The sequence below is a fragment of the Methylobacter sp. Wu8 genome (genome assembly GCF_036440755.1).
In the GTDB taxonomy this organism is placed as follows: Bacteria; Pseudomonadota; Gammaproteobacteria; order Methylococcales; family Methylomonadaceae; genus Methylobacter_A; species Methylobacter_A tundripaludum_A.
In genome coordinates, this window is the sequence record NZ_JAZGVT010000075.1 from 185,423 (window position 1) to 199,785 (window position 14,363).

A 14,363-nucleotide genomic window follows, 5' to 3' on the forward strand; every position below is an offset into this window, starting at 1 on the left:
CTCCACGCACCGCGTGAGAACGGGGCAACTTGCGGTGAGAAATCAGCTGCCGGGCTTGGTAAGTTTGCTGACCCGCCCTTGCTCAACATACAAGGGGTTAATAAATAACAAATAAAACTTGATGAAAATGGTACCCAGCAGCAGCACAGCGGCTTTGACGGCTGATTTGGTTATTTCCGCCCAAGGACGCAAAGTCTCCAGAAAACTAAACGTGCTCGCCAGTTTGGGCGCCAGGTTATTGATTAACCAGACAATAAAAGCACCAACCAGAACATATACCGAAACGGTGCTGAGCAGCAGCTCTTTAAGGTACGGCCAACAGAAATACAACGCGCCGGCGACAAACAGCAACAGCGCAATCCTAAGCCAAACAAAGCACATCAAAGCCTTACCAAAGGTGGACTGGGCAATTTCCAGCTGCCGACAATAATCGGGCGTCGGATTTTTGATCCAAGGATCTATTTCCATGAATTTCCACGGTGTTTCCGGCAGCGTTCTGTTACTGCCGGGGTTTGCGGCGCGCATACAGTGTGCGTTATTTTTAAAATGCTCTAAATCTTCCCGGCTCATGCGATAGCCATCCAACATCAAGGAGTACGCTTCCACCTCGGTAAACGCGTCCAAATCGGTGCGCATTTGCGACAAGCTGTCCTGCACACCGGGATCAACGCCAAAACTCGGAGACGTTGATTCGATCACCGTGTCCGGCGCTTGCTTGCTATCCTGATCGACCCAATGGATCTCCCTAATCTCTACGCCCTTGCGTAAATTCATGAAGGCAACGTTATGCGTACCTCGACTGTCCATCAGGTGTCGCAGGCCTTCGATACGCACACGATCTTGCAGAATACTGGAGACACGCAACAGCACTGAAACAGCGCCGGTATCCGGGTTATTTTTAATACCCATTTGCCCAGAAGCATCACTGATCACAAAGCAGGTGCAACCGTTAGTTATTAAACCGTTTATACCCTGATTGTCGTTTACGCCGCCATCGACCAACTGAGCGCGTATTTCCTGCTTCTCCAGCAAATCATTGTACAGGCCGCTGACGGCCATAGGATCGAATAGTCCGGGTACGCAGGCCGAGGCCGCCACCGCAAGACCTAACGGGAAGTCTTGTTGGTGGGGTACGATGTCGTCATAAGCTTCCGCCTGGAGCAGACGAATGGGTTTTGTATCGATAGGATCATTCGGGGGAATCGGAGGCTTGCCCATCGTCTGGGCGGTAAACTGCCAGTTGCGTCCGGTGTTTAAGGCCGTCGCATTGAGCACCAGGATGGGAACTTTTGCGGATCTGCCTGCATTGTGCTTATTGGGGTGAAAATCCATCCGGCCGCCGGGATGTATTTTCAGGTTTCGCATCTCTACCGGCTTCCCCACATTTTGCAGAACGTTTTGGTACAGCCATTCATTGTACAGCTCGCCGATGCGGTCACTACGCGAATAGTTCAGAAAGCGCATCCTGAAGTTGGCAGCGAAACTGGAAAACGTCGCCATGCGGATATTCTTTTCCGTCGCCGCCAAAAAATCCTTTTCTATGTTGCGAACGATTTCCACATAATCCCGATCGGTAATATCCGCATCCGCTTTACTCTCCAGCAGTTTTTTGAGATGCAGGTAATATAACGCGCCGATAATCGAGCCGCCGGAAACCGTAGAAATAACTTCTACATGGCGCAGCAGATTGAGTTCCGCCATTTGCGCTAAAACGCCGATATGGAAAAACGAGGCGCGAAGACCGCCTCCTGAGAGCCCGAGGCCCAGCCTTTCCTGTGTAGTTTGTTCTGACATGTTATTCCCCTCTGAAAGTTAAATGGAGCCAACATACATCGCTCTGACGGCGACTGGCTAACCTATAACTTGTCTGTTGAGAGTCTGTTTAAAGCGCTTGGCGTTATCCAGGGGGCTAGTTCATATCTAACACAAGTTACCGGTTTTGTATTGAGTGGCGGAATGATTGTGGCAAAAAAAGCGTCCACTGTATGTCAGCCTATGCTTAACTTTCGGTAAGCATAGACTTAACCAGATTTAGCTAAATTCCGAACGGCTCAGCTGTATGGTGATGTAGCTACATTAAACCGGACACAAGACAGGAGAATTACAACGCAATCCGCCGCTGATGGAAGTCCTCAGCCATCGGTTCGTTGGTAATCGTCAATATCGCGGCTTCAGGAAGTCTTTGGGCTATCAAACGCAGCATTTTCATTTCCCATGATGAATCCAGCGAGTCCATTGCCTCTTGCAGCAGAATCCAACTAGGTCGCTGCAACAACAAACGAACCACGCCCAAACGCTGCTGTTGTTCGCGCGAAAGCGCAGCAGCCCAGTTATCCTCGTGATCGAGCTGCTCTTTCAATTCTTCCAGGCCGACCAGTTCAAGCGCTTCTGCAATCGCAGCTTCGGTATATTCTGCATGGGTCGACGGATAACAGATCGCCGCCCGCAAGGTTCCAGTCGGCAAATAAGGCCGCGGCGGCATAAAAAACACCGGCTCGCGCGGCAGCTCGATAGAGCCTTCCCCCCACGGCCAGAGCCCGACTATCGCCTTGAACAATTTGGAACCGGTAAAAGCATTGCCTGTAATCAATACGCGCTCTCCCGGCCTGATTTCGGTATTGATCGACGATACACACACCACGCCGTCGAGCCGGATAATACACAGATCACATAAACGCAAAATATCCTGTTCGGTTTTTTTCAAAATAATGCGATGCGGATCATAGCGGGCGATTTCCTGCTCCAGACGGCTCAACCCATTAACCAACCCCAACACCCGCTCAACCGAAGCCCGCCATTCTGCAACCTTGGCCATATTATCGACCGGCCAGGACATGGCCCCAGCCGCTTGCTGAAATGCCTGGGCCGATTGCATCAAAGCACCGAGCGTGATCCCCCCCAGAATATAGCGCGGCGCAGACACCAGAATCGGGAACGCCATCGACAACACCGAATAACCGGAAGTGAGCATGAACAGGTGCGACCACGCATGGGTTTGCCGCTGCCAAGCGTGAACAATATCCTTAAAAAGCGCGATAAATCTGGTCCTTTCATTGGCTTCACCATGCACCAGCGCAATCGCCAGAGAGTTTTCCCGCGCACTGACCAAACCAAACCTGAAATTGGCTTCTACGGTTTGCCGGGCGTCCGTCGCCAGGGTATAGGGGCGGCCCAGCCACCAACCCAATGAAGAAGCACAAGCCGCATAGAACATAGCCAGCCAGACCAAATGCCCATAAATGGGAATTTCAAAGAACAGCAGATCAAGCGTAACGGTACCGGAAAGCGTCCAAAGAATTTTGGTAAAACTGATAAGGAGTAATACAGAATAGATTAAGGAGTGGCAAAGATCGATAGCGGCTTCGGTCGCAATGCGTATATCTTCGGCAATCCTGCCGTCAGGATTATCGTGCGCCCCCTCCCCCTGAATGTGTGTAACCAAGTAATGACGGCCATCGGTCATCCACTGGCTAATCAAGCGATGTGTTAACCAGCTTCGCCAATCGAGTTGCAAGCGCCGCTTAACTTTAAAGTGCGCGGTGGTAACCGCTATATTGGCTGCAAAAATCAGCACGATAAGAGCGATCTGGGTAAATAACCTGCTCATGGATCGCTGCTCAAGCGCATTGAAAAGATCCGCGCTCCAAATTGTGATAACGACGGCAATGCCGATCTGCATCACGGTGAGCATCAATAAAGCCAGAGCCAGACTGCGAATAGTGGACTTGTTTTCAGAATGCCAAAAAGGCCCGGCTAACCGAATGAATTGAATAAAAAATCCGTTTGAAATTTGCAAAGGAAAATCTCCTTATCTGGGTGAAATAACACATCAGGACGCGGTTTTTTATTATTCTAGTCCGTCCCGTCTTTTACTAGCCGACAATTCTAGTGGAATTTTTCCGGTTTTCACAACTTTGTAATCTAAATTAGTGTAAACGGGCTTTTTACCTTGGTTTTTCCGCGTATCTTTACACTTTAATATAAGGCGACATTTTATGTACCGGAGCCGGCTAATCCGTTTTATCTTACGAGCCAAACCCCGACGCCATCGGCCGGACTGGATTCAATTCATAGCCTTTTGTCGCCCGGCCAATAAACGTAAGCTATCCAGCACCTGCTGCAACACAATAGAGTCGCTATTGCGTGGAAAAACCATATAAGTCGGCAATCTGAATTGCGGACTGTCAGCTACATGAAACAATTTTCCGGCCTGGACTAAAGGCTCGGCCATGCGCGTAGGCAGGAAACATGAACCGCCGTTGCAGAGGATCAACTGCACGCCCAGCCAGCCGATATTAACCGTTTGGGGAGGACTTTCCAGATCGGGATACCTGCTGCTGTGCAGCGCGTAAAACGCCGGTCCCCACTCCACGTAAATGTAATCGTCATTCGGCCAGGGTTTGTCGGGGTCGGTCGTGAACAGCGCCAGCGTTTCATCGAATAAATGCTCAATCTGAAGGCCGGGGCTATGTTGCGGCGTGTACATGATGCCGACATCCATCCTGCCCTCAACCAGTGAGCGCATTAAATCTTCTTCAAAGCCGATTTCGCTGCGAATGGAAATATCCGGCGCCTGCTTGCGCATCTCCCCAACCCATCTGGGCATCAGCTCTTCCCATAAGGCGATCCGTGTCCCCACGGTAATACTGGCGCGAAAACGGCTGGGCAAGCCAATATCATGCCGCGCCTGTTCCAATGTCAACAGCAGGGATTTGGCATGGCGCAAAAAACGATGTCCTGAGAGCGTTAATACCGCGCCGGAGCGATTGCGCACAAACAGGGTAACGCCAAGATAGGCCTCCAATCTCTGTATTCGGGTGCTCACGGTCGATTGGGTGACATACAGCCTGCCGGCCGCTTCCAGAAAGCTGCCATTGGCGACCACGCTCAAAAAGGTTTTAATCTGATCTATGTCCATCCCATTAATATCGGATATATCGATATTAATGTCCAATAAAAATCGTTTGTCTAATACTCGACTAAGTTCCAATATTAGCCGCATCGAAACCGATGCCCTGAAAAAAAGCTGTCGGTAAATCATTCCTATTACTTTAAATGCCGGCGCTCTTAAGCCGCCTGGAGAAAAAATGTTTCATGTTCAGCAATCCTTGTCTAACAAGCATGACGTTATTTCCATCAGCCCGGACGATGAACATATTTTTGGACGACCCTTTTTACCGCTTCCTGAGCCTCGCATAACGCATTTAATAAGTTACGGCGTATTGCCGGTATTGGTTTTGGCATTGAGCGGTTGCCTTGCCGCAGCAATCAAACCGTCGGCAACTGATTTACAGAAAATTCACTCGTTCCTGGTGATGCCGGTAGAATCGCCGCCCCTTGAGGTCATTCCCGACCTGATTGAAACCCGGAGCCCCGTTTACGAGCAGTTCCCGTTTCAAAGCATGCCTTTACCCTTGCTGCTGGAGAAAAAGGTTTACCGGAATCCCGGAGGCGTGGCAATCGCCGGCTATGTCGGCAATGACGACGGCATGCCCGTCGCGGATTCCCACCCGGCGTTGGATGCAACTCACTTGGCACCGATAACCTCAGCCCAAGGCGACTGGTCGCCGACTCTGGCGCTGGCGCAGGAAGCCGTGTCGCAGCTAAAGGCAAAACAGGCCAAGGCGGTTATCAGCGATCATTACTACCCCCTTCCTATCGCGGAAAAAGACCGTGACGCAACGCCCGCCAACTGGCATAACGCGATTGGACAATGGTACAACCAGGACATATCGTCCGTTGATTACCGGCGGCTTGCCCCGGAACATGTCGATGCGGTATTGGAAGTGGGCATCGGTAACTATAGAATTTTTGACGCCCAATCCTCTTTGCAGGTGTTGGTCAAACTGGTCGACCCGAACACCCGGCAAGTCATCGGAAGAATCAACGCCAAAACCTATTCTGTCGAGGACTCGCCGCAAACCTTGCTCGACCATGACGCCGAAAAGTTCAAGCGGCTCGTCACCCTGATGGGCGCGCAACTGATTTCCCAGGATTTCAACGAACTCGGTCTACCGCTGAACATGCCTGTCCAACCAACCGTCGCGGATTCGCCCCATGACCATCGCCTACGCTAAACGCCTGCGCGGTTGGCGTTTCATCCTGTTTAATGTCGTGCTCAGCCTCGGGCACATGATCGTACTGTTCAATGTCGGCGCCTATATTGCGCTGCTGCCTCATGTTGCCGGCGACCTGGGCGGGGTATTATTTAGTTTTACCACCTGGGGCCAGACCTATTTCATCATTGCTTTGGCCCTGGCCTTTCCCATCGCCCGCTGGCTGTCAGGCTTTGTCGGCGGCTACCGCCTGTTTGTCGCGGCGTTTGTCGTCTATGCCTTTGCTTCTTATCTGTGCGCCGTCAGCGATACCCTAGAATTGTTTGTTCCGGCCCGCATTCTGCTCGGATTTTCAGGCGGCGTTACGCTCTATACCGGACAGTCCCTGCTGCTGAAAGAATATTCCGATCAGCTGAAAATGTTGGGCTTGGGAATATGGGGCCTGGTTACGCTGATGCCTTTTACGATCAGCTTTCCGATAGGCGGCCTTATCGCCGACGAACTGGGCTGGCGTTACCTGTTTTACCTGAATGTCCCGCTTGCCTTGGCTATCGCCGGGATTACCGGCTCATTGCTTGCCGGGCGCGGATTTGAACACAAACCCGCGCATTTCGACGGCATCGGCTTTGCGCTGTTGGCATTGATTCTCGGCGGCGTACAGACCATTCTGAACCAGGGCAATGATGTCGACTGGCTGGATTCGCCGCTGCTGTCCACGCTGTTGACCATCCTGATCGTGGCAGCGCCCTGTTTCATTATCTGGGAGCTCGATGAAGCCCATCCCGTCTTCAACCTGAGTCTTTTCGCCCACCGTAATTTTACGATAGGCGTGATTTGCCTGTTCATGGGATTCCTGTCCATCCAGGGACTTATGTCGGTGTTCATCGTCCAACTGCAAGTGTTGCTGGGCTATTCTTCATTCCTGGCCGGCATGGCTTACCTGCCGATGATCCTGCTTGCGGTTCCGGTAAATCTGTTGATGCACAAGCTGCCCCAAGGCCTGGATGCCCGCCTTTTGGCCTGCCTCAATCTTCTGGGGTTCTCTGCTACCTTTTTCTGGATAGGCCTGTTCGATGATCCCGGCTCATTCGACCGGCTTTTTTGGCCCATGTTGCTGCTCGGCTTTTTTCTGGGCTGGTTTTTCACCCCGCTGACCAAACTAACCCTGCACGGGCTGCATGGCGATAAACAGATACGCGCGGCCGAAGAAGCGGGATTCCTGCGGCTTGCCGCCGGTGCAATCGGCATCACTCTGCAAGGGGTCGTGCTGTTTCGCCGCACGCCTTTTCATCGTCTTGATCTTGCGGATCATTTCGGCGGACGACAGTTCGCCTCCATCGATGCGATACAAGGATTTTCTTCGCGGCTGGCCGCCGCAGGCCTCGATAAAAGCATGGTCAACGGCAAACTCATGGCCGTCATCAAGCAACAATCGACCCTGCTGGCATTAAACGATGCTTTTCTGCTGGCAAGCTACCTGTTCATCGGACTGGCTGGACTGGTGTGGCTGGCTTACCCCACCTACCAAGCGCCTCATCCAACGCCGAAGCAGGAACAGGCGGACATCCGGTCCGAAGAAATAATCGAGGATTTATGACGCGTCGATTCATGCCAAATCAACCGTTTCTTATTGGGTGCTACGCGGGGCTTACGCTCATGATATCCGGTTGCGCCTGGATACCGCCCGGAGATAAGCCCGCCGAATTCCTGAACACCCCATCGATGGAACACGCGTTATCCCATGCAGGCCGGAGTGAACTCGGACATTGGCCGCATGAACGCTGGTGGCGGGAATTCGGCAACGCCGAACTCAACAACCTGATGGCTACCGCTCTAAAGGATAGTCCCAGCCTGAAAGCGGCGGCAGCCCGCTTGCGTCAGGCGCAGGCATTGGTGCGCGTCGAGGGCGCGAGGCTGCTGCCGTTCCTGGATGCGGCGGCGGGCGTGGAAACAGGGCGCTTTTCGGGTAACGGTTACAACGTGGCCCTGCGTGGAGAGAATATCGTTGCGGCTTTCATCACGCCCTTAAGCTTACGCTACCAGTTTGATTTCTGGGGGAAAAACCGCGCTCTACTGGAAGCGGCGCTGGGCGAGGCGGACGCCGAGAAAGCGGAACAAGCCGGAGTCCTGCTTCAACTGACCGGCTCGATTGCGCGATCCTACATCCATGGCATAGCGTTGCGGCAGCAGCTCGATCTGACGCATGCCATGGTTGAGTTACGGCGCGGCTTGCTCGATATCGACGAGACCAGACTGCGGCTGGGACTGGATTCGGCCGATCAAGCGAAGCAGGCGGCCATTGAATTGGAACAGGCCAACAAACGAGAAGCCGGATTACGGGATCAGTTGAATATTCAGCGCAACCTGCTGGCCCGGCTGATCGGCGGCGACCCGGATTCGGCTAAAAACTTGTTCACAGACACGACGATCAAAGCGGAAAAAATGCAGCTTCCGGCGAAGCTGCCGTTGGAGTTGCTTCGTCATCGGCCGGACCTTGCTTCGGCCCTGTACCGGGCCGAGGCGTCGGCGCAACGGATCAAGGCCGGCAAAGCCGCCTTCCTGCCGACAATCGACCTGACGGCGTTCGTCGGCGTCAACGCCCTCAGGTTTACAACGCAAGGGGCAAGTTCTCTGGCCAACCTGCTGTTCTCCGGCTCCAGTTTTTCCTACGGAATCGCGCCGGGCCTGCGCCTGCCCTGGTTCGAAGGCGGGCGCCTGCGCGGCGAATTATCCGCGCAACGGGCGGAATACGACGGCGCGGTCGAACTATACAATGAAACTCTGCTGCATGCGGTACAGGAGGCGGCCGACAGCCTGAGCCGTTGGCGGCAGACGCAGGCCATCCTCGAAGCGCATGGCCGCTTGCTGTCTGCGCAACACGAAAACCTGGATCTTGCTCAACAACGGTTTCGTAGCGGCCTGGATGATCGCCGGGCGTTGTTGGCGCATCAACATGCCGTACTGAGCCAGGAATACGCCTTGAAGGCTCTGGAAGCGGACCAGCGGGCCGCTGTCGTCGATTTGGTGGAAGCCTTAGGCGGCGGGTACGTGAACGACCTTAAAACGCCCGAACAGACACCCGAGCCAAAACAGTCCGGCTGGTTGTCATGGCGGATTTAATCGAAGTCGTGGGCGATTCTATCTTTAAGACGCCCACGCCTCGTGAAGAAGGGGCAACGCAAAGACTGTGGAATGTAGGCTTCGCCTGCAAGCGCAAGCAAAGCTTGCACTCCGGCGGCAATAACCGTGTTCAAGTCATCATGGCTTGCCCCGGAGCGGAAACGAGATGGATTTTACAACTTTCACGACAACACCTATGAAAAATCATCCCAAGACTATTCGTACCCGCCGCAACCGTTATTTATTATCCGTTGCGCTGGTAACGGCTGTATGCGCTTTAATTTATACCGGTTATTGGTGGCGCTACTGCCGCTTCCGGGTTGTAAGCAATAATGCGTTCATCAGCGGCAACCTTATTCCTGTCGAGGCTGATGCGACGGGTATCGTCACCCAGGTCCTGGTCGAGGAAAGCCAATATGTGAACAAAGGCGATCTGCTGGTCCGTCTCGATGAGCATCGCGCCCAGACCGTTTTAGGCCAAAGCCGCGGCGAACTGGGGCAGGCAGTGCGCAAGATAGGCGCTGTTTTTGCGACACACCGGCAAATGTGTCAAAAATTGATCGCTCATTCGGCCCGGCTGGCCAAGGTGCGCCACGATGTGCTTCGATTACGGCAGGCGCTGCCAAGCGGTTCCGTATCCGAGCAGGCCATGCAAAATGCCGAGGACCAGATGGCGGCTCTGGAAGCCGAGATGCGGGAGGCCGAGGCCGAGCTCAAATCCGTGGAAGCCAAAGTGGGAGGGACTGACAGGACCCTGCACCCCGACGTAGAAGCCGCCAAATATAAATACATCAGCGCCTATCTTGACTATTCGCGGCAGCAAATCCATGCTCCGGTTTCAGGCTATGTGTCCATGCGCAAGGTCCAGGTCGGCAACCGGGTTCAGCCCGGCGATCCGTTAATGACGCTTGTGCCGCTCGAACACCTTTGGGTAGAGGCGAACTTGCGGGAGACCGAAATAGCGAAGGTGCGTCCCGGCCAACCGGCGGAGATTACCGTCGACCTGTACGGAAAGAGCCAGATCTATCATGGAACGGTAGAAGGTTTGGTACCCGGTACCGGCAGTGTTTTCGCCTTATTACCCCCGAACAACGCCGCCGGAAATTTTATCCATATCGTCGAACGCATCCCCGTGCGCATTGCATTGAGGGAAGACGAGATAGTAAAAAATCCGATTCGACCCGGACTTTCAACCACGACCTCAATCGACGTCAGAAAATCGGAGCAGCCTCCGAGCGCGTCGCTTGCAGCAGTTTCCACCCAGGAATACCGGACCGACATCTACAATGCTGAACTGGCCGATGCGCAAGCCGAGGCAGAAGAGATCATTAGGAACAATTTAGTTCAAAACAACGATACGGTTGAGCCAAATTGCAAAGCTCCCGAATCAGTAAGCGCTAAAAATGCTAACGCGCCGCAATAATACTGCGCGTCAGGCGGATGATGACGGCGTATCGCCGGACACCATTGACAGATCGACGTTGAAGCCGAAACGGGCCGCGTCAGCCAATGTGTATTTGTCCAGCACAGCCATGAATGCGCGCTGCGCCTCATATAAAGTAGCCTTGAGGAAACAATTGCGGGTGAGCCGGCACTGGTTGGTCGTGGCGTCGAAGCATTCCACCAGATTCATGTTCAGTTCCGTCAACCGCACCACTTCGCCCACGCCTATCGTGTACGCGGGCCGGGCCAACTGGATACCGCCGCCCTTGCCCCGGGTCGTCATAATGAATCCCTGGTTGGCCAGGCTATTCGCCACCTTCACCAAATGGTTGCGGGAAATTTGATAATACTCGGCGATCTCTGAAATCGTCGCCATACCCGGTTCCGGCAGGCGGGCAAGATAAATCAGCAGGCGCAGTGAAAGATCGGTGAATTGCGTAAGCTGCATAGTTGATACTCCTTCAAATCAAGCCCGCTTTTCAGTTAATGCTTAAAAAAACTGAAAGATAGAGCTTGACGATTTAATAATCGGACAATAAGATACATTATAAATACATCTTATATCCACAAGTTGCCACAGCGCCTTTGCAAGCTGTGACTTTTAAGATGCATTTTAAACACCTTTTTAATTATTTGGAGAAAAATATGTCACAACAAGAATCCTTGTACGAGAAATTGGGCGGCGAAGCCGCCGTCAATGCCGCCGTCGATATTTTTTACCGCAAAGTGTTGAGCGACGACCGCATCAGCTCTTTTTTCGAAGGCGTGAATATGGAAACTCAGGCAGCAAAACAAAAATCATTCCTGACCATGGCTTTCGGCGGACCGCACAATTACAGCGGCCTGGATATGCGTCGCGGTCATGCCCACTTGGTCGAGCGCGGCCTGAATGACAGCCATGTCGATGCGGTGATCGAAGACCTCGGCGCGACGCTTCGCGAGTTGGGCGTAAAAGAGGAGCTGATAGCCCAGGTTGCCGCCATCGCCGAAAGCACACGAAACGACGTGCTGAACCGTTAAGGACTTGGTTAAAAACCTCCCGAAATCACTATTTTCGGCCTAAACCGTTCGTGCTGAACCCTTAGACTACGTTCAGGAGAGCCTTATCGAAGGGCGAACGGAAAAATTTTACCCGCCCGATGTCGGGAAATGAACTAACCAAATCCTAAGTCTTGACCCTAGAAACAGGTGCGCCGCCATGGCTAATATTCGTTATGCAAAAGACAACTTCGAACTGGGTGAAAACCAATCCGTTCTGGATTGTTTAACCGACCGCGGTGTACCCGTTCCTTTTTCCTGCCGCAGCGGCGTCTGCCAGACCTGCCTGATGCGCGCCACCGGAGGCACTAAGCCGCCTGAGGCTTCGCAGCAAGGCTTGAAAGATACGCTGAAGCTCCAGAACTATTTTCTCGCTTGCGTTTGTCATCCTGACACGGATCTTGAAGTCGCGCTGCCTGACGACGATGACATCCAGGCGGTTATTCCGGCCACCGTCAAAAGCCTGAAATTGCTCAATTCGGAAATCATGTATGTCGCTCTCGAATGCCATGCGCCGATCGATTACCGGGCCGGTCAATTCATCAACCTGTTCCAGGATCAGTCGGTTGGCCGCAGTTACTCGCTGGCCAGCGTGCCGCATGAAGACGACCACCTTCACCTCCATGTCCGCCGCCTGCCGCAAGGCCGGGTAAGCGGCTGGATACATGAGGAATTGCGTCCCGGCCAGACGGTCCAGATTCGCGGTCCCGGCGGCGACTGTTTTTACACGCCCGGCAATGCCGAACAGGGTCTGGTTCTGATCGGCACCGGTTCCGGGCTTGCGCCGCTCTACGGCATCATCCGCGACGCTCTCAGCCAGGGTCATACCGGCCCTATCCGGTTGTTCCACGGCAGCCGCGACCAAAACGGACTCTACCTGACCGGAGAGCTGCGCGATCTGGTCAGGCAATACCCGAATTTCGATTATATCCCTTGCCTTTCAGGCGGAGACGTAGCCCATCATTTTGCTGCCGGCCGGGTTCATGACGTGGCTTTTCGGCACATCCCCAACCTGAAGAACTGGCGTGTGTTTCTTTGCGGGCATCCTGAAATGGTCAAAACCGCCAAGCGGAACGCCTTTATGGCCGGCGCATCGATGAAGGATATTTATGCCGATGCGTTCAATGTCAGTCAGTCTTCGACCTGACTGTTTAGTTGACCGGAAACGATCGAATGAACAACAAGAGAATCAGGTGAAACATGCCAAGCCAGACCGCATCATCAGCACGGAAGACTGTTGCTTATTTGCCTCAGGTATCGACGTGCGCTCAAAACCTCGAAAAAAACAAAACGGACATCCTCCACTTTGCCAATCAGCACGATCTTGGGAAAGTGCATTTTACTGAAGAGATTGTCGCGGGCGGCATCCCTTGGCGGGAACGCCAAATCGCCAGATTGTTGGGCGAATTGCAAGCCAACGATGTCATCATCGTGACCGAACTCTCTCGATTGGGCCGCAGCATGCTTGAATGCATGGAAATTTTATCGCTGGTAACATTCAAAGGAATCTACGTCTATTCCGTCAAAGGCAATTGGCAACTCGATCAAAGCCTTCAAAGCAAAATATCACTGGCATTTTCGATGGCGACAGAGATTGAGCGGGATTTGATTTCCTATAAAATCAAGAAAGGCTTGTGTAGAAAAAAAGCACAAGGGATCAAGATTGGCCGCCCGAAAGGCCCCGGCAAGAGTAAACTGGACGCCTTTCGGGCGGAAATAGAGCGCCTGCTGGAAAGCGGCATGACCAAAAAAGCCATCGCGGAGCGCTACAACACCACCGGGGCTAATTTGTCTAATTGGATGAAAAAACACGGCTTGAAGAAGACAAAAATCAGCCGGTTTTCTAAATCCTAGCATCCTTCGTTTATCACAACCTACACTACTCTCCCTGGAACCGGCTTATGCCCCGTGTCGTTGCCTTATATCGTTATCCAGTAAAAGGTTTCACGCCCGAAGCGTGTAACGTTGTCGACGTCCTCGATGAAGGCCGAATCGCCGGCGACCGGGTTCTCGGCTTCCGCTTCGCCAATTCAACCGCAACGGATGACGCCTGGAGTAAAAAGCACGAATTCATTGCCCTGGTAAACACGCCCGGCATAGCTCGCCTTCGACTCCGCTTTGACCATAAGGCGCTCAGATTAAGCATCGGCTTGGATAACACCGTTTTGGTCAATGACGTTCTGGATCAACAAGGCCGCAAGAACATTGCCGCCGCTATCGAAAAGTATGTGCTCAAGCTGGACGAAAATCCGCTTTCCGCTCACCCGGACCGGCTGCCGTTGCGATTGGTCGGCAACGGCGTTACGCCCCGCTATCAGGACAGCGAGGCGGGCCAGATAACGCTGCACAGCCGCGCAAGCTTGGCGGCTGTCGGCGACGCCGTCGGCGACCACGATCTCAGCGAGCTTCGTTTCCGCTCAAACATCGTTATCGACGGCCTGGCTGCCTGGGAAGAGCAAAGCTGGACGGAGCGTAAGATTCGTATCGGCCAAGTTGACTTCGTCGTTGCGATGCCGAAGACCCGATGTCTTGCTACCCAGGCGAATCCCAGCTCCGGCAAACGGGACTTGCCGATCCTTAAAACCCTGACCCGTGCTTTTAATCAGGATAAGCCGACTTTCGCAATCGCGATGATTCCCTGCGGCGCGGGAGGTCAAATCCAAGTCGGCGATAAAGTCAGCCTGCTTGATTGACAAGCCGGAAAAG

General features: G+C 53.3%; 12 protein-coding genes. 8 read left to right on the forward strand and 4 right to left on the reverse strand.

The genetic code is table 11. The features are described 5' to 3' along the window. Positions 1-42: 42 nt before the first annotated feature. The 3 genes from V3O24_RS17685 to V3O24_RS17695 form a co-directional block, all read right to left on the reverse strand. Positions 43-1,794 carry a patatin-like phospholipase family protein gene (locus V3O24_RS17685; RefSeq protein WP_331308217.1) on the reverse strand — a complete coding sequence of 584 codons (1,752 nt, stop codon included), beginning with the start codon at positions 1,792-1,794 and terminating at the stop codon, positions 43-45. A gap of 307 nt (positions 1,795-2,101) precedes the next feature. Continuing rightward, positions 2,102-3,796 carry an ABC transporter ATP-binding protein/permease gene (locus V3O24_RS17690; RefSeq protein WP_104422535.1) on the reverse strand — a complete coding sequence of 565 codons (1,695 nt, stop codon included), beginning with the start codon at positions 3,794-3,796 and terminating at the stop codon, positions 2,102-2,104. A gap of 267 nt (positions 3,797-4,063) precedes the next feature. Continuing rightward, a complete protein-coding gene (locus V3O24_RS17695) occupies positions 4,064-4,954 on the reverse strand; it encodes a LysR family transcriptional regulator (protein ID WP_331308218.1) in 891 nt (296 codons plus the stop codon). Between the two features lie 133 nt (positions 4,955-5,087). Between V3O24_RS17695 and V3O24_RS17700 the strand changes: the two genes are divergently transcribed. From V3O24_RS17700 to V3O24_RS17715, 4 genes are all read left to right on the forward strand, one after another. Beyond that, positions 5,088-6,077 carry a hypothetical protein gene (locus V3O24_RS17700; RefSeq protein WP_331308219.1) on the forward strand — a complete coding sequence of 330 codons (990 nt, stop codon included), beginning with the start codon at positions 5,088-5,090 and terminating at the stop codon, positions 6,075-6,077. Next, positions 6,058-7,653 (forward strand): MFS transporter, encoded by a 1,596-nt coding sequence (locus V3O24_RS17705; protein ID WP_331308220.1) that lies wholly within the window; start codon positions 6,058-6,060, stop codon positions 7,651-7,653. The genes V3O24_RS17700 and V3O24_RS17705 overlap by 20 nt, the downstream gene beginning before the upstream one ends. A gap of 59 nt (positions 7,654-7,712) precedes the next feature. Beyond that, positions 7,713-9,176 carry an efflux transporter outer membrane subunit gene (locus tag V3O24_RS17710; RefSeq protein ID WP_331308221.1) on the forward strand — a complete coding sequence of 488 codons (1,464 nt, stop codon included), beginning with the start codon at positions 7,713-7,715 and terminating at the stop codon, positions 9,174-9,176. 196 nt (positions 9,177-9,372) lie between these two features. Then, positions 9,373-10,599, forward strand: coding sequence for an HlyD family secretion protein (locus tag V3O24_RS17715; protein WP_331308222.1), 1,227 nt, complete (start codon positions 9,373-9,375; stop codon positions 10,597-10,599). Positions 10,600-10,608: 9 nt separating this feature from the next. Here V3O24_RS17715 and V3O24_RS17720 read toward each other — a convergent pair whose 3' ends face one another. Next, positions 10,609-11,067: an Rrf2 family transcriptional regulator gene (locus V3O24_RS17720; RefSeq protein WP_331308223.1), complete on the reverse strand. Its 459-nt coding sequence runs from the start codon at positions 11,065-11,067 to the stop codon at positions 10,609-10,611. A 197-nt stretch (positions 11,068-11,264) separates the two neighbouring features. On the opposite strand from V3O24_RS17720, the gene V3O24_RS17725 reads away from it, so the two are divergent. From V3O24_RS17725 to V3O24_RS17740, 4 genes are all read left to right on the forward strand, one after another. Continuing rightward, on the forward strand, positions 11,265-11,639 hold the full coding sequence (locus V3O24_RS17725; protein WP_104422666.1) for a group 1 truncated hemoglobin: 375 nt from the start codon (positions 11,265-11,267) through the stop codon (positions 11,637-11,639). 178 nt (positions 11,640-11,817) lie between these two features. After that, on the forward strand, positions 11,818-12,804 hold the full coding sequence (locus V3O24_RS17730) for an FAD-binding oxidoreductase (RefSeq protein WP_331308224.1): 987 nt from the start codon (positions 11,818-11,820) through the stop codon (positions 12,802-12,804). Positions 12,805-12,857: 53 nt separating this feature from the next. Beyond that, on the forward strand, positions 12,858-13,511 hold the full coding sequence (locus V3O24_RS17735; RefSeq protein WP_331308225.1) for a recombinase family protein: 654 nt from the start codon (positions 12,858-12,860) through the stop codon (positions 13,509-13,511). Between the two features lie 47 nt (positions 13,512-13,558). Continuing rightward, positions 13,559-14,350, forward strand: a complete 792-nt coding sequence (locus tag V3O24_RS17740; protein WP_331308226.1) for an MOSC domain-containing protein — start codon at positions 13,559-13,561, stop codon at positions 14,348-14,350. Positions 14,351-14,363 lie beyond the last annotated feature (13 nt).